Annotated in this window: 21 protein-coding genes; 20 read left to right on the top strand and 1 reads right to left on the bottom strand. The window is 55.0% G+C overall.

What is annotated here, in order from left to right:
• Window positions 1-13 precede the first annotated feature (13 nt).
• The 18 genes from mnmE (at window position 14) to glmS (ending at window position 19,594) form a co-directional block, all read left to right on the top strand.
• Entirely contained in the window at window positions 14-1,381 is a 1,368-nt protein-coding gene (gene mnmE / locus RGV06_RS14520; RefSeq protein ID WP_322150293.1) for a tRNA uridine-5-carboxymethylaminomethyl(34) synthesis GTPase MnmE, read from the top strand.
• Window positions 1,382-1,629: 248 nt separating this feature from the next.
• Window positions 1,630-3,246: an ABC-F family ATP-binding cassette domain-containing protein gene (locus RGV06_RS14515; RefSeq protein ID WP_322150291.1), complete on the top strand. Its 1,617-nt coding sequence runs from the start codon at window positions 1,630-1,632 to the stop codon at window positions 3,244-3,246.
• 504 nt (window positions 3,247-3,750) lie between these two features.
• Complete coding sequence (mnmG, locus tag RGV06_RS14510; RefSeq protein ID WP_019828655.1) at window positions 3,751-5,643, top strand: tRNA uridine-5-carboxymethylaminomethyl(34) synthesis enzyme MnmG; 1,893 nt, start codon at window positions 3,751-3,753, stop codon at window positions 5,641-5,643.
• Entirely contained in the window at window positions 5,640-6,284 is a 645-nt protein-coding gene (rsmG, locus tag RGV06_RS14505; protein ID WP_046809501.1) for a 16S rRNA (guanine(527)-N(7))-methyltransferase RsmG, read from the top strand. Before mnmG ends, rsmG begins: the two co-directional genes overlap by 4 nt.
• 18 nt (window positions 6,285-6,302) lie before the next feature.
• Window positions 6,303-7,094 (top strand): ParA family protein, encoded by a 792-nt coding sequence (locus tag RGV06_RS14500; protein ID WP_046809500.1) that lies wholly within the window; start codon window positions 6,303-6,305, stop codon window positions 7,092-7,094.
• Between the two features lie 9 nt (window positions 7,095-7,103).
• Window positions 7,104-7,976, top strand: coding sequence for a ParB/RepB/Spo0J family partition protein (locus RGV06_RS14495; RefSeq protein ID WP_019828659.1), 873 nt, complete (start codon window positions 7,104-7,106; stop codon window positions 7,974-7,976).
• Between the two features lie 148 nt (window positions 7,977-8,124).
• Entirely contained in the window at window positions 8,125-8,532 is a 408-nt protein-coding gene (locus RGV06_RS14490) for a F0F1 ATP synthase subunit I (RefSeq protein ID WP_003437994.1), read from the top strand.
• A gap of 16 nt (window positions 8,533-8,548) precedes the next feature.
• Entirely contained in the window at window positions 8,549-9,418 is an 870-nt protein-coding gene (atpB, locus tag RGV06_RS14485) for a F0F1 ATP synthase subunit A (protein ID WP_019828662.1), read from the top strand.
• A gap of 123 nt (window positions 9,419-9,541) precedes the next feature.
• A complete protein-coding gene (gene atpE / locus RGV06_RS14480; protein ID WP_002555987.1) occupies window positions 9,542-9,799 on the top strand; it encodes a F0F1 ATP synthase subunit C in 258 nt (85 codons plus the stop codon).
• A 57-nt stretch (window positions 9,800-9,856) separates the two neighbouring features.
• Window positions 9,857-10,327, top strand: a complete 471-nt coding sequence (locus tag RGV06_RS14475) for a F0F1 ATP synthase subunit B (protein ID WP_019828663.1) — start codon at window positions 9,857-9,859, stop codon at window positions 10,325-10,327.
• A 12-nt stretch (window positions 10,328-10,339) separates the two neighbouring features.
• Entirely contained in the window at window positions 10,340-10,876 is a 537-nt protein-coding gene (locus tag RGV06_RS14470; protein WP_046809499.1) for a F0F1 ATP synthase subunit delta, read from the top strand.
• 21 nt (window positions 10,877-10,897) lie between these two features.
• Window positions 10,898-12,442: a F0F1 ATP synthase subunit alpha gene (gene atpA / locus RGV06_RS14465; protein WP_019828665.1), complete on the top strand. Its 1,545-nt coding sequence runs from the start codon at window positions 10,898-10,900 to the stop codon at window positions 12,440-12,442.
• Window positions 12,443-12,492: 50 nt separating this feature from the next.
• Complete coding sequence (gene atpG, locus RGV06_RS14460; RefSeq protein WP_019828666.1) at window positions 12,493-13,353, top strand: F0F1 ATP synthase subunit gamma; 861 nt, start codon at window positions 12,493-12,495, stop codon at window positions 13,351-13,353.
• Between the two features lie 27 nt (window positions 13,354-13,380).
• Window positions 13,381-14,760 carry a F0F1 ATP synthase subunit beta gene (atpD, locus tag RGV06_RS14455; RefSeq protein ID WP_019828667.1) on the top strand — a complete coding sequence of 460 codons (1,380 nt, stop codon included), beginning with the start codon at window positions 13,381-13,383 and terminating at the stop codon, window positions 14,758-14,760.
• A 44-nt stretch (window positions 14,761-14,804) separates the two neighbouring features.
• Window positions 14,805-15,230 (top strand): F0F1 ATP synthase subunit epsilon, encoded by a 426-nt coding sequence (locus RGV06_RS14450; RefSeq protein ID WP_019828668.1) that lies wholly within the window; start codon window positions 14,805-14,807, stop codon window positions 15,228-15,230.
• A gap of 115 nt (window positions 15,231-15,345) precedes the next feature.
• Window positions 15,346-16,713: a bifunctional UDP-N-acetylglucosamine diphosphorylase/glucosamine-1-phosphate N-acetyltransferase GlmU gene (gene glmU, locus RGV06_RS14445; RefSeq protein WP_019828669.1), complete on the top strand. Its 1,368-nt coding sequence runs from the start codon at window positions 15,346-15,348 to the stop codon at window positions 16,711-16,713.
• Window positions 16,714-16,981: 268 nt separating this feature from the next.
• Window positions 16,982-17,749, top strand: a complete 768-nt coding sequence (locus RGV06_RS14440) for a DeoR/GlpR family DNA-binding transcription regulator (RefSeq protein WP_019828670.1) — start codon at window positions 16,982-16,984, stop codon at window positions 17,747-17,749.
• 9 nt (window positions 17,750-17,758) lie between these two features.
• Window positions 17,759-19,594: a glutamine--fructose-6-phosphate transaminase (isomerizing) gene (gene glmS / locus RGV06_RS14435; RefSeq protein WP_046809498.1), complete on the top strand. Its 1,836-nt coding sequence runs from the start codon at window positions 17,759-17,761 to the stop codon at window positions 19,592-19,594.
• A gap of 209 nt (window positions 19,595-19,803) precedes the next feature.
• Here the strand turns inward: glmS and RGV06_RS14430 are convergent, their stop codons facing one another.
• Window positions 19,804-20,766, bottom strand: a complete 963-nt coding sequence (locus RGV06_RS14430; protein ID WP_019828674.1) for a bifunctional GNAT family N-acetyltransferase/nucleoside diphosphate kinase regulator — start codon at window positions 20,764-20,766, stop codon at window positions 19,804-19,806.
• 279 nt (window positions 20,767-21,045) lie between these two features.
• Between RGV06_RS14430 and RGV06_RS14425 the strand changes: the two genes are divergently transcribed.
• Window positions 21,046-21,960: a LysR family transcriptional regulator gene (locus tag RGV06_RS14425; protein ID WP_019828676.1), complete on the top strand. Its 915-nt coding sequence runs from the start codon at window positions 21,046-21,048 to the stop codon at window positions 21,958-21,960.
• A gap of 103 nt (window positions 21,961-22,063) precedes the next feature.
• Window positions 22,064-23,398, top strand: coding sequence for a serine hydrolase domain-containing protein (locus RGV06_RS14420; protein ID WP_322150286.1), 1,335 nt, complete (start codon window positions 22,064-22,066; stop codon window positions 23,396-23,398).
• The last annotated feature ends 49 nt before the right edge of the window (window positions 23,399-23,447 follow it).

Below are 23,447 nucleotides of genomic sequence, written 5' to 3'. Positions count from 1 at the left end.
TGAGGCCTGTTTTATGAGTGTTCCGGCTGAAACCATTGCCGCAGTAGCGACCGCCCAAGGCCGAGGTGGTGTGGGAATCGTGCGTATTTCCGGCCCGCTCGCCAGTGTTGCGGCGAAAGCGTTCAGTGAACGTGAACTGAAACCTCGCTACGCCCATTACGGCCCGTTTTACGGCGAAAACCGTGAAGTGCTGGATGAAGGCATTGCGCTGTATTTCCCGGGGCCCAACTCGTTTACCGGCGAAGACGTGCTGGAATTGCAAGGCCATGGCGGCCCGATTGTTCTGGATATGTTGTTGCAGCGCTGCATTCAACTGGGGTGCCGTCTGGCTCGTCCGGGGGAATTCAGCGAGCGGGCGTTTCTGAATGACAAACTCGATCTTGCCCAGGCCGAAGCAATTGCCGACTTGATCGAGGCAAGTTCTGCACAGGCTGCACGTAACGCATTGCGTTCCTTGCAGGGCGCTTTCTCACAGCGTGTGCATAACTTGACCGAGCAATTGATCGGTTTGCGTATCTATGTCGAAGCGGCGATTGATTTCCCGGAAGAAGAAATCGACTTTTTGGCTGATGGCCATGTACTTGGAATGCTGGATAAGGTTCGCGAAGAGTTATCCACCGTTCAACGGGAGGCCGGACAAGGCGCCTTGCTGCGCGATGGCATGACCGTGGTTATTGCGGGCCGTCCCAACGCCGGCAAGTCGAGCTTGCTCAATGCCCTGGCCGGGCGTGAAGCGGCCATCGTGACCGAGATTGCCGGTACCACCCGGGACGTGTTGCGTGAACATATCCACATCGATGGCATGCCGCTGCATGTGGTCGACACTGCAGGCCTGCGAGACACAGACGACCAAGTGGAGAAAATCGGTGTGCAACGGGCACTCAAGGCCATTGGCGAAGCTGATCGGGTGCTGTTGGTGGTCGATGCCACTGCACCGGAAGCGGACGACCCGTTTGCGCTATGGCCAGAGTTTCTTGAACAGCGTCCAGATCCGGCGAAAGTGACGTTGATCCGTAATAAGGCCGACCTGAGCGGTGAGAACATTGCCCTGCAGGTGTGTGACGATGGCCACGTGACGATCAGCCTTAGCGCCCGATCAACGGATGGCCTGGATTTGCTGCGTGAACACCTCAAGGCCTGCATGGGTTATGAGCAGACCTCTGAAAGCAGCTTCAGCGCGCGCCGCCGCCACCTGGAGGCGTTGCAGCACGCAAGCAAGGCACTTGAACACGGCAGGGCGCAACTGACCCTGGCGGGCGCAGGGGAGTTGCTGGCTGAGGATTTGCGCCAGGCGCAGCATTCGCTGGGCGAGATAACTGGAGCCTTCAGCTCGGACGACTTGTTGGGACGGATTTTCTCCAGTTTCTGTATAGGCAAGTAATCGCCTCGCACTTGTGGGAGCGGGCTTGCTCGCGATTCAGGCCTTCAGTGGCTCAGTTGAACCACAGTGAGGCCATCACGAGACAGACCGTTCCCACAGGTTGGCATTGTTCTACCTTTGTCCTATAGTTTTGGCGATTCAATCCCACGAGGTGTTAGTCCAATGCGCAATTGATGCCGCCGCGATGTTAGCGGCCAGATCTCATCCCCCTCACCGCAGGGGCAGTTCTGGGCATCTTTGGAGTGCATATGGCTCTCGTTACCTCTGTAACGCTGGAAAGCGTTTCTTATCACCTGCCCGACGGCAGTTCCCTGTTCACAAACCTTGATCTGCATATCGACCATCGCCGTACAGGTCTGGTGGGGCGTAATGGTGTGGGCAAAAGCCTGTTGGCACGCCTGATCGCTGGGCATATATCCCCCTCCACAGGCCGTTGCACACGTAGTGGCACCGTGTATTACCTGGCTCAGCACGTTAGCCCAGAACCCGGTCATACCGTTGCCGACCTTGCCGGTGTAAGGCTCGTTATCAGCGCCCTTGAGCGAATAGAGCAGGGCAGCACTGAGCAAGCGGACTTCGATTGCATCGGCGAGCGCTGGGGCATCCGTCAGCAACTGCTCGACCAGCTGGCCCAAAACAATCTTGCACACCTGACGCCCTCAACCCCTGCTTCAGCCCTCAGTGGGGGCGAAGCCATGCGTGTGGCCCTGATGGGCGCTTTCTTGTCTCAAGCCGACCTGTTGATACTGGATGAGCCCACTAATCATCTGGATCACCAGCACCGTCGTGCGCTCCATGAGCAGTTGCTGAACTGGCCCAACGGCTTGCTGGTGATCAGCCACGATCGCGATGTGTTGGAGCACATGGAGGTTATTGTTGAGTTGTCTTCCATGGGGCTCACCCGTTATGGCGGTGGTTTTTCGTTTTATACACAGGCAAAAGCCGAGCAACTTCGAGCGGCGCAGCTACAACTGGCGTCAGCCAAGCTTGAACGCAAGCGACAGGAACAGGCCCTGCGTGAACAAAAAGAGCGTCTGGAACGCAGTCAATCCCGCGGCCATAAACAGGCCAGTGATGCTAATCAGGCCAAAGTTTTGCTGGGCCGGCAAAAGGAACGCAGCCAGGCCAGCAGCGGCAAACTGCGGGTACAACAGGACGCGGCACGGGAACAATTGTCTGCTCAAGTGCGCCAGGCCGCGAGTCAGGTAGAAGAGCAACAGGCCATCTTTGTCTACCCGCCTCAAGCTTGCCAAAGCGCACCGGTGCAAATCGCTGAGTTGATCGATGCTCGTCTGCCACAGGGAGCTGAGCATTTACGCTCGATCAATCTCACGCTGACTCGTGGCCAGCGTATTGCCCTGGTGGGGCCGAACGGCTGCGGCAAGTCGACCTTGCTCAAGGTACTGGCCGGTCAGCTGCCGGTTGTTTCAGGTCAGGCCCGGACCTTCGTAACCACCGCTTATCTCGACCAGCACCTGGGACTGTTAAAGCCCGAGCACACAGTTCTTGAGCAGTTGCAGCCCCTCAATCGGCAGCTCAATGAAGGAGAATTACGCACTCGGCTGGCGCAATTGGGCCTAAACGCGGATCGAATTAACCAGCCATGTAACCGGCTGAGTGGCGGTGAACGCCTGAAAGCCGCCATGGCTTGCGTGTTTTATGCCGCGTCCCCGCCACAGCTGTTGTTACTCGATGAACCCGCCAATCACCTGGATCTGCCTTCGGTTCAGGCGTTGGAGAGCATGCTCAAACAGTACTCGGGAACTCTGGTTGTCACCTCCCACGATGAGGTGTTCCTGACTGCAATTGGAGTTACCCACAGACTTGAGGCATCACCCACAGGCTGGCTGATTACGCTTCAATAACGGCGCTGGCTTGTACCGTTTATCACTTTAATCACTGACCGATCGTCCAACCGCTTGATGGATTGACCATTCAAGCGGTTTTCGGCTGCCTGTTTATTGACCAAAAACCCTCTAAATCGTCGAATAAGCTCTGTGTATAACTAGCCCTCAGGTCAGTGGGTAAGTAGGCCTGAAAACTGAAGATAACCACCCCTGTGGATAACAATATGTTTTACCCACAGGCTTAAAGCACTTATCCCAACCCCTTATCGGTGCATAACCACAGACTTTTGAATCTCTGTACAGTATGTAAAATATGGCCTGCAGCAATCTATCCACAGAAAAGTGGTTCAGTAGAAATAAACATAAAAACAAAGCTTTATAAATTTCTTCTCTATTTATTTATCTATCTTGCCCTTATCCACAGCTGGTTAAATTTTGTGCAAAGGGTTCTTTAAGAAGGGCGAAGTCCCTATACTTTGCGGTCTATCCAAAAAACCCCTAGTAACAGGCACGAGGTGCGTGGTGAATTTCCCTTCCCGTTTTGCAGTGATCGTCATCGGCGGCGGTCACGCCGGAACCGAGGCTGCACTTGCTTCAGCACGCATGGGCGTAAAAACCCTGCTGTTGACCCACAACGTGGAAACCCTCGGGCAAATGAGCTGCAATCCTGCGATTGGCGGGATTGGTAAAAGCCATCTGGTTAAAGAAATCGATGCCCTTGGCGGCGCGATGGCAATGGCTACCGATAAAGGCGGCATCCAGTTCCGTGTACTTAATGGGCGTAAAGGCCCGGCTGTGCGGGCAACCCGTGCACAGGCCGACCGGATTCTGTACAAGGCGGCGATACGCGAAACGCTCGAAAACCAGCCCAACCTGTGGATATTTCAACAGGCAGCTGATGACCTGATCGTTGAACAGGATCAAGTGCGTGGCGTAGTGACCCAAATGGGTCTGCGTTTTATGGCGGATGCCGTGGTTTTGACCACAGGCACCTTCCTCGGTGGACTTATCCACATTGGGATGCAGAATTACTCGGGCGGCCGAGCCGGTGATCCACCTTCGATCGCTTTGGCACACCGTCTGCGTGAGCTGCCTCTGCGAGTGGGTCGCCTGAAAACCGGTACACCACCGCGGATCGATGGTCGCTCTGTGGATTTCTCGGTCATGACCGAGCAACCAGGGGATACACCGATCCCAGTGATGTCGTTCATGGGCAACAAAGAACAGCATCCGGCTCAGGTCAGTTGCTGGATTACCCATACCAACGCCCGCACACACGAAATCATCGCGTCCAACCTCGATCGCTCACCGATGTACTCAGGTGTAATCGAAGGGATAGGCCCGCGTTACTGCCCTTCGATCGAAGACAAAATCCATCGCTTTGCCGACAAGGAAAGCCATCAGGTCTTCATCGAGCCGGAAGGTTTGACCACACACGAGCTGTATCCGAACGGGATCTCCACCTCCCTGCCGTTCGATGTGCAAATCCAGATCGTGCAATCGATTCGCGGCATGGAAAACGCCCACATCGTGCGGCCCGGCTACGCCATCGAATACGACTACTTCGATCCGCGCGACCTGAAGTACAGCCTCGAAACCAAAGTGATTGGCGGTTTGTTCTTTGCAGGACAAATCAACGGCACTACCGGTTACGAAGAAGCCGGTGCTCAAGGTTTGCTGGCTGGCGCCAACGCGGCATTGCTCGCACAGGGCAAGGAAAGCTGGTGCCCGCGTCGCGATGAGGCGTACATCGGGGTATTGGTCGACGACCTGATTACCTTGGGTACTCAAGAACCGTATCGGATGTTCACATCCCGTGCCGAATACCGCCTGATCCTGCGCGAAGACAACGCTGACATGCGCTTGACCGAAAAAGGTCGCGAGTTGGGCCTGGTCGATGACGCCCGTTGGGCTGCTTTCTGCACCAAGCGTGAAAGCATCGCGCAAGAAGAACAGCGACTGAAAAGTACCTGGGTTCGCCCGGGCACTGAGCAGGGCGATGCCATTGCTGCCAAATTCGGCACACCGCTGACCCATGAATACAATTTGCTCAATCTGCTGACCCGTCCTGAAATCGACTACGTCGGCCTGGTTGAAGTGACCGGGCAGGGCGCCGAAGATCCGTTGGTCGCCGAACAGGTTGAGATCAAAACCAAGTACGCCGGTTATATCGATCGTCAACAAGACGAAATTGCCCGTCTGCGCGCCAGTGAAAATACCAAACTGCCTGTGGATATCGATTACACGAACATCTCCGGGCTGTCGAAAGAGATCCAGAGCAAGCTTGGCGCAACCCGCCCCGAGACCCTGGGTCAGGCTTCGCGTATCCCCGGCGTCACGCCGGCGGCGATTTCCCTGTTGATGATTCACCTGAAAAAGCGCGGCGCAGGCCGCACGTTGGAGCAAAACGCTTGAGTTCGCTGGTTACCGCACAACACGCCGAAGAGTTATCCACAGGTGCACGCCAGTTGGGCGTTGCACTGACCGAAAGCCAGCACCAGCAATTGCTGGGCTACCTGGCCCTGTTGATCAAATGGAACAAGGCCTACAACCTCACGGCTGTGCGTAACCCGGACGAAATGGTTTCACGCCATTTGCTCGACAGCCTAAGTGTGATGCCCTTCATCGAAAACGGCCGTTGGCTGGATGTGGGCAGCGGCGGCGGCATGCCGGGGATTCCCCTGGCGATCCTGTTTCCCGAGTCTCAAGTGACCTGTCTGGACAGCAACGGCAAGAAAACCCGTTTTCTGACCCAGGTTAAACTCGAGCTCAAGCTGGATAACTTGCAAGTTATCCACAGTCGCGTTGAGGAGTTTCAGCCAGAGCTGCCATTCAATGGAATTGTTTCCAGGGCTTTCAGCAGCATGGAAAACTTCAGCAACTGGACGCGCCACCTGGGCAACAGCGAAACGCGCTGGTTGGCAATGAAGGGCGTTCATCCTGCCGATGAGCTGGTAGCATTGCCGTCTGATTTTCGTCTAGATAGCGAACACGCCTTGACCGTTCCAGGTTGCCAAGGCCAACGCCATCTGCTGATACTGCGCCGCACGGCATGATTGGGAACGCAAGCAAGAATGGCTAAGGTATTCGCAATAGCGAACCAAAAGGGTGGTGTGGGTAAAACCACCACCTGTATCAACCTCGCAGCATCGCTGGTCGCGACCAAGCGCCGCGTGCTTCTGATCGACCTTGATCCGCAAGGCAACGCCACCATGGGTAGCGGTGTGGATAAACACGGTCTCGAGAATTCGGTCTACGACCTGTTGATCGGTGAATGCGACCTGGCTCAGGCCATGCATATCTCCGAACACGGTGGTTACCAGCTCCTGCCCGCTAACCGTGATCTGACGGCAGCCGAAGTTGTATTGCTCGAAATGCAGATGAAAGAAAGCCGTCTGCGCACTGCACTGGCGCCGGTTCGCGAGAGCTACGATTACATTCTGATCGATTGCCCGCCGTCGCTGTCGATGCTGACCCTGAACGCTCTGGTTGCTGCCGATGGGGTCATTATCCCCATGCAGTGCGAGTACTTCGCACTCGAAGGCTTGAGCGACCTTGTGGATAACATCAAGCGCATTGCCGAGCTGCTGAATCCGAACCTGAAAATTGAAGGCCTGCTGCGGACCATGTACGACCCGCGCCTGAGCCTGATGAACGATGTATCGGCTCAGCTCAAGGAACACTTCGGCGAGCAGCTCTACGACACGGTGATTCCGCGCAACATTCGTCTGGCCGAAGCTCCGAGCTACGGCATGCCAGCATTGGCCTATGACAAAAATTCTCGTGGCGCGATTGCTTACCTTGCCCTGGCGGGCGAGCTGGTTCGTCGTCAACGTCGTACCACCCGCACGCCTCAGCCAACTTAAGGAAATCCTATGGCCGTCAAGAAACGAGGTCTCGGACGCGGACTGGATGCACTCCTGAGTGGTCCAACGGTCAGCTCGCTGGAAGAGCAAGCGGTCAAGGTTGATCAAAGCGAACTGCAGCACTTGCCTCTGGATCTGATCCAGCGCGGCAAGTATCAGCCTCGTCGTGACATGGATCCTCAGGCGCTTGAAGAGCTGGCCAGCTCGATCAGGACTCAAGGCGTCATGCAGCCAATCGTGGTTCGCCCGATTGATGGCAACCGTTTTGAGATCATCGCCGGTGAACGTCGCTGGCGCGCGAGCCAACAGGCAGGCAAGGACACCATCCCGGCGATGGTGCGCGATGTGCCGGATGAAACCGCCATCGCGATGGCGCTGATCGAAAACATTCAGCGCGAAGATCTCAATCCGATTGAAGAGGCCGTCGCCTTGCAGCGCTTGCAGCAAGAGTTCCAGCTGACTCAGCAACAAGTCGCTGACGCCGTGGGTAAGTCCCGCGTGTCTGTGGCTAACTTGTTGCGATTGATTTCCTTGCCGGAAGTCATCAAAACCATGTTGTCCCACGGTGACCTGGAAATGGGTCATGCGCGGGCATTGCTCGGTTTGCCTGAAAATCAGCAGGTTGAAGGGGCGCGACACGTTGTCGCACGAGGCCTGACAGTACGTCAGACCGAAGCTCTGGTTCGCCAGTGGTTGAGCGGCAAACAAGAGCCGGCTGAACCGGTTAAACCAGATCCGGACATAGCCAGGCTCGAACAGCGTCTGGCTGAGCGCCTAGGCTCTGCGGTGCAGATTCGCCACGGAAAGAAGGGAAAAGGCCAGTTAGTGATTGGTTACAATTCTCTGGATGAGCTTCAAGGAGTGCTGGCTCACATCCGCTGAAACAATTCCCCATGTAGCGTGCAGTCGGAAATCACTACCTGACAGTTGAATAGGGGCTTAAGCGCCCCTATACTCTGCGCGCATTTTGTCGGCACAAATTATGCCAAGTTTTTTGTTTTTGGTAGCCGACCTTTGAGGAGCAGTTGTGATGGAAACCCGCACGCCAAACCGCTTGCCGTTCCATCGCTTGGCGGTTTTTCCGGTTTTGCTGGCTCAATTTGTCGTTTTATTGCTGGCTGCTCTGGGGCTCTGGCAATGGCATGGAGTCGTCGCCGGATATTCAGGACTCTGCGGAGGCCTGATAGCTTTGCTACCCAATGTGTATTTTGCTCACAGGGCTTTTCGGTTTTCCGGCGCCCGAGCAGCGCAAGCCATCGTCCGGTCGTTTTACGCCGGCGAGGCGGGCAAGTTAATTTTGACGGCAGTGCTGTTCGCGCTGACGTTTGCAGGTGTGAAGCCATTGGCGCCGCTAGCAGTATTCGGCGTCTTCGTGTTGACCCAACTGGTCAGCTGGTTCGCTCCCCTGCTAATGAGAACAACACTTTCGAGACCTTAGGGCGTTTGAGGCAACCATGGCAGAAACAACCGCTTCGGGCTATATCCAGCACCACTTACAGAACCTGACCTTTGGGCAGCTACCTGATGGCGGCTGGGGCTTTGCTCACACCGTTGCAGAAGCTAAATCAATGGGTTTTTGGGCGTTCCACGTCGATACTCTCGGCTGGTCGCTGTTTGTTGGTCTGGTCTTCATCCTCGTATTCCGCATGGCGGCCAAGAAGGCAACTTCCGGTCAACCAGGCGCACTGCAGAACTTCGTTGAAGTACTGGTGGAATTCGTTGATGGCAGCGTTAAAGACAGTTTCCACGGTCGCAGTGCAGTTATCGCACCGCTGGCGCTGACCATTTTCGTTTGGGTGTTCCTCATGAACGCCATCGACCTGGTTCCGGTTGACTGGATTCCTCAGTTGGCGATCCTGATCACCGGCGATGAGCACTTCCCATTCCGTGCCGTACCGACGACTGATCCAAACGCGACCATGGGCATGGCCCTGTCGGTATTCGCGTTGATCATCTTCTACAGCATCAAAATCAAGGGTATCGGCGGCTTTATCGGCGAACTGACCCTGCACCCGTTTGGCAGCAAGAACATTTTTGTTCAAGCGCTGCTGATTCCGGTGAACTTCCTGCTCGAATTCGTGACGTTGATTGCCAAGCCTATTTCGTTGGCTCTGCGTCTGTTCGGCAACATGTACGCTGGCGAACTGGTGTTTATCCTGATCGCCGTAATGTTCGGCAGCGGCCTGCTTTGGCTTAGCGGTCTGGGCGTGGTGCTGCAATGGGCGTGGGCTGTATTCCACATCCTGATCATCACCTTGCAAGCGTTTATCTTCATGATGTTGACCATCGTCTATCTGTCGATGGCACACGAAGATAACCACTAAGATCCGCTTCGGCGAGTCTGGTGCTCCTCTCACCTCAGGGTGAGAGAGCATCGCAAAATGATTTTGTTTTACCGCTTTAATCTAAAAAACCTAAACCATACGACGTAAAAGTCGGGAGGAAAGATGGAAACTGTAGTTGGTCTAACCGCTATCGCTGTTGCACTGTTGATCGGCCTGGGCGCACTGGGTACCGCAATTGGTTTCGGCCTGTTGGGTGGCAAGTTCCTGGAAGGCGCAGCGCGTCAACCAGAAATGGTTCCAATGCTGCAAGTTAAAATGTTCATCGTTGCCGGTCTGCTCGACGCCGTGACCATGATCGGTGTTGGTATCGCACTGTTCTTCACCTTCGCGAACCCCTTCGTTGGTCAACTCGCTGGCTAATCACTCGAATTTTCGAGTTGATTAGAGTGATGGACAACGAACGAGCGAGGTGTTGGCGTGAACATTAATGCAACCCTGATTGGCCAGTCCGTTGCGTTCTTCATTTTTGTACTGTTTTGCATGAAGTTCGTGTGGCCTCCGGTCATCGCGGCATTGCAAGAACGTCAGAAGAAGATTGCGGCTGGACTGGACGCTGCTAACCGAGCAGCTCGCGACCTGGAGTTGGCCCAAGATAAAGCGGGTCAACAACTGCGCGAAGCTAAGGCTCAAGCAGCTGAAATCATTGAGCAAGCCAAGAAACGCGGAACTCAGATCGTAGACGAAGCCCGTGAACAGGCTCGCGTTGAAGCTGACCGTGTGAAGGCTCAGGCTCAGGCCGAGATCGAGCAGGAACTCAACAGTGTCAAAGACGCGCTGCGCACCCAATTGGGTAGCCTGGCCGTTGAAGGCGCTGAGAAGATCCTGGGTGCCACAATCGATCAAAACGCGCACGCGGAGCTGGTTAATAAACTGGCTGCTGAAATTTAAGCGAGGGCGATCATGGCAGAATTGACCACGTTGGCCCGACCTTACGCTAAGGCAGCCTTCGAGCACGCCCAGGCCCACCAGCAACTGGCCTCTTGGTCAGCCATGCTCGGCCTGGCTGCAGCAGTGTCGCAAGACGACACTATGCAGCGCGTGCTCAAGGCCCCGCGACTGACGAGCGCAGAAAAGGCCGCCACGTTTATTGACGTGTGCGGCGACAAGTTCACTGTAGAAGCACAGAACTTCATCAACGTCGTTGCCGAAAACGACCGTCTCCCGCTATTGCCGGAGATTGCCGCTCTGTTTGACCTGTACAAGGCTGAACAAGAGAAGTCGGTAGACGTAGAAGTGACCAGTGCTTTTACATTGGACCAAGAACAGCAAGACAAACTCGCCAAGGTTCTCAGTGCACGACTCAACCGGGAAGTGCGCCTGCAAGTTGCGGAGGATGCCAGCCTAATAGGTGGTGTCATCATCCGCGCCGGCGACCTGGTTATCGATGGCTCGGTTCGCGGAAAACTCGCAAGCCTTGCCGAAGCATTGAAATCTTGAGTTTGAAGGGGCAGCAGAGCAATGCAGCAACTCAATCCTTCCGAAATAAGTGAAATTATCAAGGGCCGCATCGAAAAACTCGATGTGACCTCCCAAGCCCGTAACGAAGGCACTGTCGTCAGCGTATCTGACGGCATTGTGCGGATTCACGGTCTGGCCGACGTAATGTACGGCGAGATGATCGAGTTTCCGGGCAGCGTCTTCGGTATGGCTCTCAACCTGGAGCAAGACTCTGTAGGTGCCGTAGTATTGGGCGCATACACGACTCTGGCTGAAGGCATGAGCGCCAAGTGCACTGGCCGCATCCTGGAAGTTCCGGTTGGTAAGGAACTGCTGGGTCGCGTTGTCGACGCACTGGGTAACCCAGTTGATGGCAAAGGTCCACTGGGCAACACCGAGACTGATGCAGTCGAGAAAGTTGCTCCGGGCGTGATCTGGCGTAAGTCGGTAGACCAGCCTGTACAGACTGGCTACAAGGCTGTCGATGCCATGATCCCTGTCGGCCGTGGCCAGCGTGAGCTGATCATCGGTGACCGTCAGATCGGTAAAACCGCTCTGGCGATCGACGCGATCATCAACCAGAAGAACAGCGGCATTTTCTGTGTATACGTAGCGATCGGTCAGAAGCAATCGACTATCGCCAACGTGGTTCGCAAGCTGGAAGAAAACGGCGCGTTGGCTAACACCATCGTCGTTGCTGCCAGTGCTTCCGAATCCGCAGCGCTGCAGTTCCTGGCACCGTACTCCGGTTGCACCATGGGCGAATACTTCCGCGACCGCGGTGAAGACGCACTGATCGTTTATGACGATCTGTCCAAGCAAGCAGTGGCTTACCGCCAGATTTCCCTGCTGCTGCGCCGTCCACCAGGCCGTGAAGCTTACCCAGGCGACGTGTTCTATCTCCACTCCCGTCTTCTGGAGCGCGCATCCCGCGTTTCCGAAGAGTACGTAGAGAAGTTCACCAACGGCGCAGTGACCGGCAAAACCGGTTCCCTGACCGCACTGCCGATCATCGAAACCCAGGCTGGCGACGTTTCCGCGTTCGTTCCGACCAACGTGATTTCCATCACTGACGGTCAGATCTTCCTGGAATCGGCCATGTTCAACTCCGGGATCCGTCCTGCAGTGAACGCCGGTGTTTCGGTATCCCGTGTGGGTGGTGCCGCTCAGACCAAGATCATCAAGAAGCTGTCCGGTGGTATCCGTACCGCTCTGGCTCAGTACCGTGAACTGGCAGCATTTGCCCAGTTCGCATCTGACCTGGACGAAGCGACCCGTAAGCAACTTGAGCATGGTCAGCGCGTTACCGAGCTGATGAAGCAGAAGCAATACGCACCAATGTCGATCGCTGACATGGCGCTGTCGCTGTATGCCGCTGAACGTGGGTTCCTGACTGACGTCGAAATCACCAAGGTCGGTAGCTTTGAACAAGCGCTGATTGCTTACTTCAACCGCGATCACGCCGAGCTTATGGCGAAGATCAACGTTAAAGGTGACTTCAATGACGAAATCGATTCTGGCATCAAAGCCGGTATCGAGAAGTTCAAGGCCACCCAAACCTGGTAAGCCGCAGCGGGAGCCGCAAGGCTCCCGCTTGCTAACCTGATAGGTGTTACATGGCAGGCGCAAAAGAGATTCGCAGTAAGATTGCGAGCATCAAAAGCACGCAAAAGATTACCAGCGCCATGGAAAAAGTGGCGGTCAGCAAAATGCGCAAGGCACAAATGCGCATGGCTGCTAGCCGTCCTTATGCGGAGCGTATCCGCCAGGTTATTGGGCATTTGGCTAACGCCAACCCGGAATACCGCCACCCATTTATGATCGACCGCGAAGTTAAGCGTGTGGGTTATGTGGTTGTGAGCAGTGACCGTGGTTTGTGCGGTGGTTTGAATACCAACCTGTTCAAGGCTTTGGTCAAGGACATGGCGGTAAACCGTGAAAACGGCGTCGAGATTGATCTGTGCGTGGTCGGCAGCAAGGGTGCGGCATTTTTCCGTAACTTCGGCGGTAACGTCGTCGCTGCTATCAGCCATCTGGGTGAAGAACCGTCGATCAATGACTTGATCGGCAGCGTTAAGGTGATGCTGGATGCTTACCTGGAAGGCCGTATTGACCGCCTGTCCGTGGTATCCAACAAGTTCATCAACACCATGACGCAACAGCCTACTGTGGAGCAGTTGATTCCACTGGTGGCGACCCCGGATCAAAAACTCAAGCACCACTGGGACTATCTCTACGAACCGGATGCCAAAGAGCTGCTAGACGGCTTGATGGTGCGCTACGTGGAGTCGCAGGTGTACCAGGCGGTGGTCGAGAACAGTGCAGCTGAACAAGCTGCGCGGATGATCGCAATGAAGAACGCCACTGATAACGCCGGTGACTTGATCAGCGATTTGCAGCTGATCTACAACAAGGCGCGTCAGGCTGCGATCACCCAAGAGATCTCGGAAATCGTCGGCGGCGCTGCCGCGGTTTAACGGTTCAAATATTCAGAGGATCCAGCTATGAGTAGCGGACGTATCGTTCAAATCATCGGCGCCGTGATCGACGTGGAATTTCCACGCGAAAACGTACCGAGCATCTACAACGCGCTGAAAGTACAAAGCGCGGCCGGGACCACTCTGGAAGTTCAGCAACAGCTGGGCGACGGCGTGGTTCGTACCATTGCGATGGGTTCCACCGAGGGCTTGAAGCGCGGTCTGGAAGTCACCGACACTGGCGCAGCCATCTCCGTTCCAGTCGGTAAAGCGACTCTGGGCCGGATCATGGACGTTCTGGGCAACCCAATCGACGAAGCTGGTCCGATTGACACCGAAGAGCGCTGGGGCATTCACCGCCCTGCACCGTCCTTCGCTGAGCAAGCGGGCGGCAACGACCTTCTGGAAACCGGCATCAAGGTTATCGACCTGATCTGCCCGTTTGCAAAAGGCGGTAAGGTTGGTCTGTTCGGTGGTGCCGGTGTAGGCAAAACCGTAAACATGATGGAACTGATCCGTAACATCGCCATGGAACACAGCGGTTACTCTGTGTTTGCTGGTGTGGGCGAGCGTACCCGTGAGGGTAACGACTTCTACCACGAGATGAAGGATTCCAGCGTACTGGACAAAGTGGCACTGGTTTACGGTCAGATGAACGAGCCGCCGGGTAACCGTCTGCGCGTAGCACTGACTGGCCTGACCATGGCCGAGAAGTTCCGTGACGAAGGTAACGACGTACTGTTGTTCGTTGACAACATCTACCGTTACACCTTGGCCGGTACTGAAGTATCCGCACTGCTGGGCCGTATGCCTTCGGCAGTAGGTTACCAGCCGACTCTGGCTGAAGAGATGGGTACTCTGCAAGAGCGCATCACTTCGACCAAGAACGGTTCGATCACTTCGATCCAAGCGGTATACGTACCTGCGGATGACTTGACTGACCCGTCGCCTGCGACCACTTTCGCCCACTTGGACGCCACTGTTGTATTGTCCCGTGACATCGCCTCCCTGGGTATCTACCCAGCGGTCGATCCACTGGACTCGACTTCGCGCCAGCTGGACCCGAACGTAATCGGCCAGGAACACTACGACACCGCTCGCGGCGTTCAGTACGTGTTGCAGCGTTACAAAGAACTGAAGGACATCATTGCGATCCTGGGTATGGACGAGCTGTCGGAAACCGACAAGCAGTTGGTATCTCGCGCTCGTAAGATCCAGCGTTTCTTGTCTCAGCCGTTCTTCGTGGCTGAAGTCTTCACTGGCGCTTCGGGTAAATACGTTTCCCTGAAAGACACCATTGCTGGCTTCAAAGGCATCCTCAACGGTGACTACGACCACCTGCCAGAACAAGCGTTCTACATGGTCGGCGGCATCGAAGAAGCGATCGAGAAAGCCAAAAAACTGTAATCCCGGCGCCCGGTAACGGGCGCTAATCAGGTTGAGGCAAGCAGATGGCTATGACAGTCCATTGCGATATCGTCAGTGCGGAAGGAGAAATCTTTTCCGGTCAGGTCGAGATGGTGATTGCGCACGGCAGCCTGGGTGATCTTGGTATCGCCCTGGGTCACGCTCCGCTGATCACTGAGCTCAAACCAGGTCCGATCCGCCTGATAAAGCTGGGTGGGGAAGCCGAGGTGTTTTACATCTCCGGTGGTTACCTCGAGGTTCAGCCGAACATGGTCAAGGTTCTTGCCGACACTGTGCAACGTGCTGCCGACCTGGATGAAGCCTCCGCTCAGGAAGCCGTTAAGGCTGCCGAGAAGGCCCTGAACGAAAGAGGCGCAGAATTCGATTACGGATCTGCTGCTGCACGACTGGCCGAGGCTGCAGCTCAGCTGCGCACCGTCCAGCAAATCCGCAAAAAGTTTGGCGGCTAAGCCTCCTGCTTCATTGTGTGATTGATTAAAAAGGGTAGCCTCGGCTACCCTTTTTCTTTTTCCGCGAAATACTTTTTGGTCGCAACCGCTGACCACCCAGGATTGGTAGCCAGTCATGTCTCTCGATATCGTTATTCTCGCTGCAGGTCAGGGCACCCGCATGCGTTCATCCCTGCCCAAGGTTCTGCACCCCGTGGCAGGCAACTCCATGCTCGGCCATGTTATCCACAGCGCTCGTCAGCTCAAACCGACCGGTATCCACGTAGTGATCGGTCACGGTGCCGAACTTGTCCGCGAGCGTCTGGCCGCTGATGATCTGAACTTTGTGCTGCAAGACAAGCAATTGGGAACAGGCCATGCCGTGGCCCAGGCGCTGCCATTTTTGACTGCGCAAAATGTGCTGATTCTTTATGGGGATGTACCACTGATTGAAGTCGAGACCTTGCAGCGTTTGCTCAAGCAAGTCGGCCCTGAGCAACTGGGCTTGCTGACCGTAAACCTTGCAGACCCGACCGGTTATGGTCGGATCGTGCGTGACGCTAACGGCAAGGTCAGCGCCATCGTAGAGCATAAGGATGCGACCGAAACTGAGCGTGCCATCACTGAAGGCAATACCGGAATTTTGGCGCTGCCGACCCAGCACCTGGGTAACTGGATGAGCCGTCTTTCGAACAATAACGTCCAGGGCGAGTATTACCTGACCGACGTGATTGCGATGGCGGTGAACGATGGTTTGGTCGTGGCTACCGAACATGCCCACGACCCGATGGAAGTGCAGGGCGCCAACGACCGCAATCAACTCAGTGAGCTGGAGCGTCATTACCAGCTGCGTGAAGGTCGTCGCCTGATGGCATTGGGTGTGACCTTGCGTGACCCGGCTCGTTTCGACGTGCGCGGCGAAGTGACTGTAGGCCGTGATGTGCTGATCGACATCAACGTGATTCTCGAAGGCCGTGTGGTCATTGAAGATGATGTGGTGATTGGTCCTAACTGCGTGATCAAAGACAGCACTTTGCGAAAAGGCGTTGTAGTTAAGGCCAACAGTCATATCGACGGTGCCGTGATGGGTGAGAACAGCGATGCGGGTCCATTCGCACGTTTGCGTCCGGGTAGCGTGCTGGATGCCCGTGCTCATGTGGGTAACTTTGTCGAATTGAAAAATGCCCATCTCGGTGAAGATGCCAAGTGCGGTCATCTGACATACCTGGGGGATGCCGAAGTGGGTCCGCGCACCAACATTGGCGCGGGCACCATCACCTGTAACTACGATGGCGCCAACAAGTGGAAAACCGTGTTGGGTGCGGATGTGTTCATCGGTTCGAACAACTCTCTGGTTGCGCCTGTGGATATCTCCAACGGTGCAACCACCGCAGCGGGTTCAACCATCAACCAGAATGTGGCCCCTGAGCAACTTGCGGTGGGACGTGCGCGCCAGCGCAATATTGATGGCTGGAAGCGTCCGGTAAAGCAGCCAAAGCCTTGATTTTAACTTATCCACAGATCAACCTGGCGATCTGTGGTTATCAACAAGTCATCCTATAACTGTTTTAAATCAACAAGTTACCTAAAGCCTTATCTGCATCCTGTGGATAAGGCTTTATTTTTTCCGAGTTGAAATCACGTTTTTAGCCCATTAATACAGGCCGATATCGAGTTATTCACAGAAAATAACCTGCAACATTTTCTTGACGGGGATTTCGAGATAAGGTTTCATTGCTTTCGTTATCTTTCGAAACGAAACTTAAGCCGTTATGTCCAAACGCAACACACCACAACGCAGACACAACATCCTGGCCATGCTTGCCGAGCAAGGCGAAGTCAGTGTGGATGAACTGGCCAAGCGCTTCGAAACCTCCGAGGTTACGATTCGCAAGGATTTGGCTGCACTCGAAAGTAATGGTCTTTTATTACGTCGTTACGGCGGCGCCATTACCATGCCGCAAGAACTGGTCAGTGATGTACCCCAACCCGTTTCTCTTTATAAGCAAGCTATTGCCCGTGCGGCAGTTGGCCTGATTAAAGAGCACGCGCGCATCATCATCGACAGCGGCAGTACCACCGCCGCGATGATTCCACAATTGGGCCTGCAACCTGGCCTGGTGGTGATGACCAACTCCCTGCATGTCGCCAATGCACTCAGTGAACTTGAACACGAGCCGGTGCTGTTGATGACCGGGGGCACCTGGGACCCGCACTCTGAGTCCTTTCAGGGTCAGGTTGCCGAACAGGTGTTGCGATCCTACGACTTCGATCAACTATTCATCGGTGCTGACGGCATAGACCTGCAGCGCGGCACGACAACTTTTAACGAGTTGTTGGGTCTGAGCCGGGTCATGGCTGACGTCGCACGTGAAGTGATCGTAATGGTCGAGTCAGACAAGATTGGTCGCAAGATACCCAACCTGGAGCTGCCCTGGAGCAGCGTCCATACCCTTATTACCGATGATCGCCTGCCGCTTGAGGCACGCGAACAGATTCAGGCCCGGGGCATAACATTGTTATGCGCGGCCCTAAGCTAGGAGAATTTTATGTGCGGAATTGTAGGCGCAGTCGCTGAACGCAATATCACGGCCATTCTGCTTGAAGGCCTGAAACGACTTGAATACCGTGGTTACGACAGTGCTGGTGTTGCTGTTTTCACCAACAATGGCACCCTGGAACGCATGCGTCGCAACGGTAAAGTTGCAGAACTTGAGCAAGCGCTGGCCGGTGAACCATTGGCAGGTCGTCTGGGCATTGCCCACACCCGCTGGGCAACTCACGGCGCGCCGTGCGAGCGTAACGCTCACCCGCATTTCTCCGGCTCCGATCTGGCCGTGGTGCACAACGGCATCATCGAAAACCATGAAGCCCTGCGCGAGCAACTCAAAGGCCTGGGTTACGTGTTCACCTCAGACACTGACACTGAGGTCATTGCTCACTTGCTTGAGCACAAACTCAAAGACAACCACGACCTGACCGCGGCTCTCAAAGCCACCGTTAAAGAGTTGCACGGTGCCTATGGTTTGGCCGTGATCAGCGCCAAACAGCCGGATCGTCTGGTTGCAGCCCGTAGCGGCAGCCCGCTGGTGATTGGTTTGGGTCTTGGGGAAAACTTCCTGGCATCCGACCAATTGGCATTGCGCCAGGTAACTGACCGCTTCATGTACCTGGAAGAAGGCGACATCGCTGAAATCCATCGTGACAGTGTTCAGATCTGGGATGTCGATGGCCAAAGCGTTCAGCGCGAAACCGTTCAGTACAGTGATGGTGCTGAAGCCGCTGACAAAGGTGAATACCGCCACTACATGCTCAAGGAAATCCACGAACAGCCAGCCGTGGTGCAGCGCACCCTGGAAAACCGCTTGGGTCAGGACCACGTACTGGTTCAAGCCTTCGGTCCACAAGCGAAGGAATTGTTCGCCAAGGTTCGCAATGTTCAGATCGTAGCCTGTGGCACGAGCTATCACGCCGGCATGGTTGCGCGTTACTGGCTTGAAAGCCTGGCCGGTATTCCGTGCCAAGTCGAAGTGGCGAGCGAATTCCGCTACCGCAAAGTCGTCGTTCAGCCAGACACCCTGTTTGTTTCGATCTCGCAGTCGGGCGAAACCGCAGACACTCTCGCCGCACTGCGAAATGCAAAAGAACTGGGCTTCCTTGGCAGTCTGGCGATTTGCAACGTGGGCATCAGCTCGCTGGTACGTGAGTCTGACCTGACGCTGCTGACCCAAGCCGGTCGTGAAATTGGCGTGGCTTCCACCAAAGCGTTCACCACCCAGCTTGTGGGCCTGTTGCTGCTGACCCTGTCCCTGGGCCAGGTTCGCGGTACCCTGGAAACAGGCGTTGAAGCTCAGCTGGTGGAAGAGTTGCGTCGTTTGCCGGCACGTTTGGGCGAAGCCCTGGCGATGGATTCGATTATCGAAAAAGTGGCTGAATTGTTCGCCGACAAACACCACACCCTGTTCCTGGGCCGTGGTGCTCAATTCCCGGTGGCAATGGAAGGTGCACTCAAGCTCAAAGAGATTTCGTACATCCACGCTGAAGCGTATCCAGCGGGCGAGTTGAAGCACGGCCCTCTGGCGCTTGTGGATAACGACATGCCGGTAGTAACCGTTGCACCGAACAATGAATTGTTGGAAAAGCTGAAATCCAACCTTCAAGAAGTTCGTGCCCGTGGGGGTGAACTGATTGTGTTTGCTGATGAACAGGCAGGCATGACCAATGGGGAAGGCACCCATGTGATCAACATGCCGCATATCCACGATGTGCTGGCGCCGATCCTCTACACCATCCCTCTGCAATTGCTGTCGTACTACGTAGCTGTGCTCAAAGGCACTGACGTAGACCAGCCACGTAACCTGGCTAAATCCGTCACCGTGGAATAAATCCTACCGCGACAGTGGGTATCATTTCTCTAAATCCAGTAGTACTGGATTTAGAGAGTTAAAGCTGTCGCAGGAGCCAGCTCAGTCAGTCCTGCCGCTGCCTGCTTTTCACAACTTGACCATCCAACGGGCCGCTCAGGTACGCAAGGCCAGGCTCCCATCCTTTTGGGGGCCTGACGTCTTATGGACGAACACTGAGCACAAGGCGATTACAGGTGGAAATGACCCGCCGCCTCCGGCTGGTAAAGCACTTTCCTGATCTCAATTCGGCGAGTCCGATCAGAAATTCGCCAGTCGATGGTATCCCCCTCCTGATAGCCCAGGATGGCGGCGCCGATGTCGGAAGACACGGAATGCCTCCCGGCGTTACTGTCCGCGTCTTCAGGGTAGACCAAGGCCACTTCGATCTCTTCGTCGTCCAGCTGCAGCAAAGCCCTGGAGTTCATCGTCACGACATTGCACGCCACCTGTTGTGGCTTGACGACAATGGCTCGCTCAAGCTCATGTTCGAGTTCAACAACAGCCGGGCCTTGCTCGAGTGCGATGAGACTCTCGAGCCTGGCCTTGTCGATTTCAGTGATGTAGATCCTGGTGGAGTCGTCAACGGCACCTTCGCGCAAGAGTTGGAGATAGCGCCCTGCTGTCATCGAAAATGACTTCAATGTCGGTGTTTCGCTCTCAAGCACAAAGCCGCTGCGCAGAAAGGCTTTCAGCGAACGTGCGTTGTCAGGGTGGATCTTGGCGATGAGTTTCTTTGCCCGCATGTCGAGAAAGGCCAGTTTCATGCCTTCGCGGATCGTGCGAGCGCCAAGATTTCGGCCCCATTTGTCGCTGTTTCCGATGACCAGGACTATCTCGCAATTTGAGCCGGTCTTGATTAGACGGACAAAGCCCACCGGAGCGTCATGCCGGTCATAGGCCATGAAGAATCGGCCGCCCTGGTTGAATAGATGGGTCAGGATCGGCAATTGAGTTCGATCGATCACTTGCTCGATGGAGCGGGAGACGTGACGCGAATCGCTCAGATAGCAGGTGACGCGCTCATCCTCCAACCAGTCCATCAGCGTCAGCGCGTGCGCCCGAGTAATTTCAGGGCACAGCGAAATGAAAGGCTTGTTCATCTTAACCACACTTATTTGTAAAAGTTGGAAGCCCTTCATGGTTATGGTCATGACGGTTCTTTCGGCAACCGGCTATTTTAAGACATAACGCGGGTAAAGCCGAACCCGAACCCGTTGAACGCTCAAGCCTTGATGAGGCCGACTGTCAATCACAATGATCAGCGATGCATCGTTGTGTCCTTTAATCCCCCCCAGAGACTCATCAAATGTATGTGGATGTCTTGTCATTACTGGGTGCAACAGTTCTAATTCTCAGGATTCACACCCACTCGACCCGCGCTGCGGGTCGAATTGTTTCTGGCCTGTGGATAACCTCAGCAAGGAGGCGGCATGCTGTACACCAATGCTCTGAGACAATTGGATATGCAGGATATTTCGATTGTTTTGTTGTTGATCGAAAACCGCAGCGCCAAGCGGGTTTCAGAAATCTTGAATCTCAGTCAGTCGAGTATCAGTTACAGCCTGAAAAAACTCAGACACTGTTTCGACGACAAACTGTTCGAAAGCAGTGAGGGCGCCATGCAGCCGACGGCGCGAGTGCTGGCCATGAAGCCTTATCTGCAAAGCATCATGCAGTGCATTAACCAATGCGCCAAAGAGGGGGCCGAGCAGAGCGGCGCGCCGCGTCAGTGGAACATCACGGCCCCGGAATACTTTGAAATCCTGATGTTGCCCACGCTGTTGCAGCAAGCACGTTCAACCGGGCACAACTGGTCGTTGAGCGTGAGCCGTTTGGGCAGGGATCTGCCGATCAACGACATGTTGTCCTCGGATATCGACGTGTGCTTTGGCTTCGGCCCCGGGTATCACCAGCGCCATCCGTTGTTGGGGTACCGCAGCCTCAATGAAGATTCTTTTGTGTGTTTGTCCAGCGTGCCAAAACACCAACCGAAAACCGCTTTGGGTATCGATGAGTTTTGTGAAACACCACAGGTATTCCCGACACCGTGGTTATCGGAAAAAAACATGGTGGATGGCTGGTTGGAAAAACAGTCGCGCAGGAGAAATATTTTTACCCGTGCCAATTCCTATCACGCGGGAGTCACTATTTTATTGGCCGTGCCCGCGCTGATCGTGATTCCGAAAAAAATAGTTGCGACGTTAAATGTACCGCCAAAAATTAAAGTTCTCGAACCGCCAGCAGGCTTTCCAACCTTTACTCTGGACATGATCTGGAGCCGTGAAAGAAATATCCACAGCGACTTTCATCAGTTGGAAGCGTTGATTGAAAAAATAAAAATATAAATTACAGCTCTGCAGTTCAACCTGTGTGAGCTGTGGTGGGCTATACCTTCCCACTGTTAAATCGCAAGGTGGTGTGCGGCCTTGAACTGAAAAGGAATATTCGATGTTTAAACAATTTTTCAAACCCGTGCGCACCAGCGCGGTTTTTTTACTTTCATGCCTGGCAGCTTCAGTTGCCTGTGCAGGCGATAAAACCAGTTACCCCGATGCTTCCGCCAGCGATCCGGCAAAGATGGGCTGGATGGTCGGCGCACCGCCACCCCCTGATCGCATCGTACGTTTTGCCGATGGCAGTTACTTCCAGTTTCCGGCCATGCGCTGGAGTGTTTCAAATTTTCGCCAATTGATGCCCACCACCAATGTTTCCCGTGGCTTGGGTGATCCCGTTCCGCTGGCCAGCGCCTTGCGTACGGATATCGACGGTTTGACCTTTGTACCATTGGGCAGCAAGCAACCGATGACATGGGAGCAATCCTTGGCCGCGAACTACACCGACGGCATCGTTGTATTACATCGCGGAAAAATTGTGTACGAGCGCTATTTTGGCGTCCTGAACCCTGAAGGCCAGCACGCCGCAATGTCGATGACCAAGTCGGTGGTTGGCACCATGGGCGCGATGCTGGTGGCTGATGGCACACTGGATGCCAATAAGAAAATCGCAGCGTATGTGCCGGAGTTGGCCTCGTCGGCTTTTGGCAATGCCACCTTGCATCAGGTGCTGGACATGACCACGGGGCTCAAATACAGCGAAGATTATGCCGATCCCAATGCCGAAGTCTGGAAGCACGCACAGGCCGGTAACCCGCTGCCTAAACCCAAGGATTACACCGGCCCGCAAACCTATATGGAGTATTTACAGACGGTTCAGCCTGAAGGTGAGCACGGTGAGGCCTTCGCCTATAAAACAGTGAATACCGATGTACTGGGCTGGGTGATTGCGAGGGTGACCGGCAAGAATGTTGCGCAATTATTGTCCGAAAAAATCTGGCAGCGCATCGGTGCTGAACAAGCGGCTTATTTTACCGTCGATTCAATCGGTACTCCGTTCGCAGGCGGCGGTCTGAATACCGGACTACGGGACATGGCCCGGTTCGGCGAGATGATCCGCAATAACGGTCAGTATCTTGGGCAGCAAATCGTACCCAAAGCGGTCGTCGATGATATCCGTGCCGGTGGTGATAAAGCGGCCTTTGCCAAGGCCGGTTATGACCTGCTCAAGGGCAGCAGCTATCGCAACATGTGGTGGGTAACGCACAACACCGACGGCGCCTTTATGGCTCGCGGTGTTTATGGTCAGCGTACCTACATCGACCCGAAAGCCGAGATGGTGATCGTGCGCTATGCCTCCAATCCGATTGCCAGTAACTCCGCAAACGATCCGGTCACCATTCCGGCATTCGAAGCGCTTGCCAAACAGTTGATTGCTCACCCCGAGTGATTGCACTGACGGGGTGAGGGAGCAGGTTTGCTCTCGTTCACCTCACCCC

The organism is Pseudomonas sp. CCI3.1, from assembly GCF_034313985.1.
Classification (GTDB): Bacteria; Pseudomonadota; Gammaproteobacteria; order Pseudomonadales; family Pseudomonadaceae; genus Aquipseudomonas; species Aquipseudomonas psychrophila.
The sequence above is the reverse complement of the archived record's forward strand: the minus strand, read 5'-3'. Positions and strand labels throughout refer to the sequence as shown.

Bases quoted from the DNA above. Each gene is read 5' to 3' on its own strand.
- mnmE (WP_322150293.1), top strand. From the start codon at position 14: ATGAGTGTTCCGGCTGAAACCATTGCCGCAGTAGCGACCGCCCAAGGC.
- RGV06_RS14515 (WP_322150291.1), top strand. From the start codon at position 1,630: ATGGCTCTCGTTACCTCTGTAACGCTGGAAAGCGTTTCTTATCACCTG.
- RGV06_RS14500 (WP_046809500.1), top strand. From the start codon at position 6,303: ATGGCTAAGGTATTCGCAATAGCGAACCAAAAGGGTGGTGTGGGTAAA.
- RGV06_RS14495 (WP_019828659.1), top strand. From the start codon at position 7,104: ATGGCCGTCAAGAAACGAGGTCTCGGACGCGGACTGGATGCACTCCTG.
- RGV06_RS14490 (WP_003437994.1), top strand. From the start codon at position 8,125: ATGGAAACCCGCACGCCAAACCGCTTGCCGTTCCATCGCTTGGCGGTT.
- atpB (WP_019828662.1), top strand. From the start codon at position 8,549: ATGGCAGAAACAACCGCTTCGGGCTATATCCAGCACCACTTACAGAAC.
- atpE (WP_002555987.1), top strand. From the start codon at position 9,542: ATGGAAACTGTAGTTGGTCTAACCGCTATCGCTGTTGCACTGTTGATC.
- RGV06_RS14470 (WP_046809499.1), top strand. From the start codon at position 10,340: ATGGCAGAATTGACCACGTTGGCCCGACCTTACGCTAAGGCAGCCTTC.
- atpA (WP_019828665.1), top strand. From the start codon at position 10,898: ATGCAGCAACTCAATCCTTCCGAAATAAGTGAAATTATCAAGGGCCGC.
- atpG (WP_019828666.1), top strand. From the start codon at position 12,493: ATGGCAGGCGCAAAAGAGATTCGCAGTAAGATTGCGAGCATCAAAAGC.
- atpD (WP_019828667.1), top strand. From the start codon at position 13,381: ATGAGTAGCGGACGTATCGTTCAAATCATCGGCGCCGTGATCGACGTG.
- RGV06_RS14450 (WP_019828668.1), top strand. From the start codon at position 14,805: ATGGCTATGACAGTCCATTGCGATATCGTCAGTGCGGAAGGAGAAATC.
- glmU (WP_019828669.1), top strand. From the start codon at position 15,346: ATGTCTCTCGATATCGTTATTCTCGCTGCAGGTCAGGGCACCCGCATG.
- RGV06_RS14440 (WP_019828670.1), top strand. From the start codon at position 16,982: ATGTCCAAACGCAACACACCACAACGCAGACACAACATCCTGGCCATG.
- glmS (WP_046809498.1), top strand. From the start codon at position 17,759: ATGTGCGGAATTGTAGGCGCAGTCGCTGAACGCAATATCACGGCCATT.
- RGV06_RS14430 (WP_019828674.1), bottom strand. From the start codon at position 20,766: ATGACCATAACCATGAAGGGCTTCCAACTTTTACAAATAAGTGTGGTT.
- RGV06_RS14425 (WP_019828676.1), top strand. From the start codon at position 21,046: ATGCTGTACACCAATGCTCTGAGACAATTGGATATGCAGGATATTTCG.
- RGV06_RS14420 (WP_322150286.1), top strand. From the start codon at position 22,064: ATGTTTAAACAATTTTTCAAACCCGTGCGCACCAGCGCGGTTTTTTTA.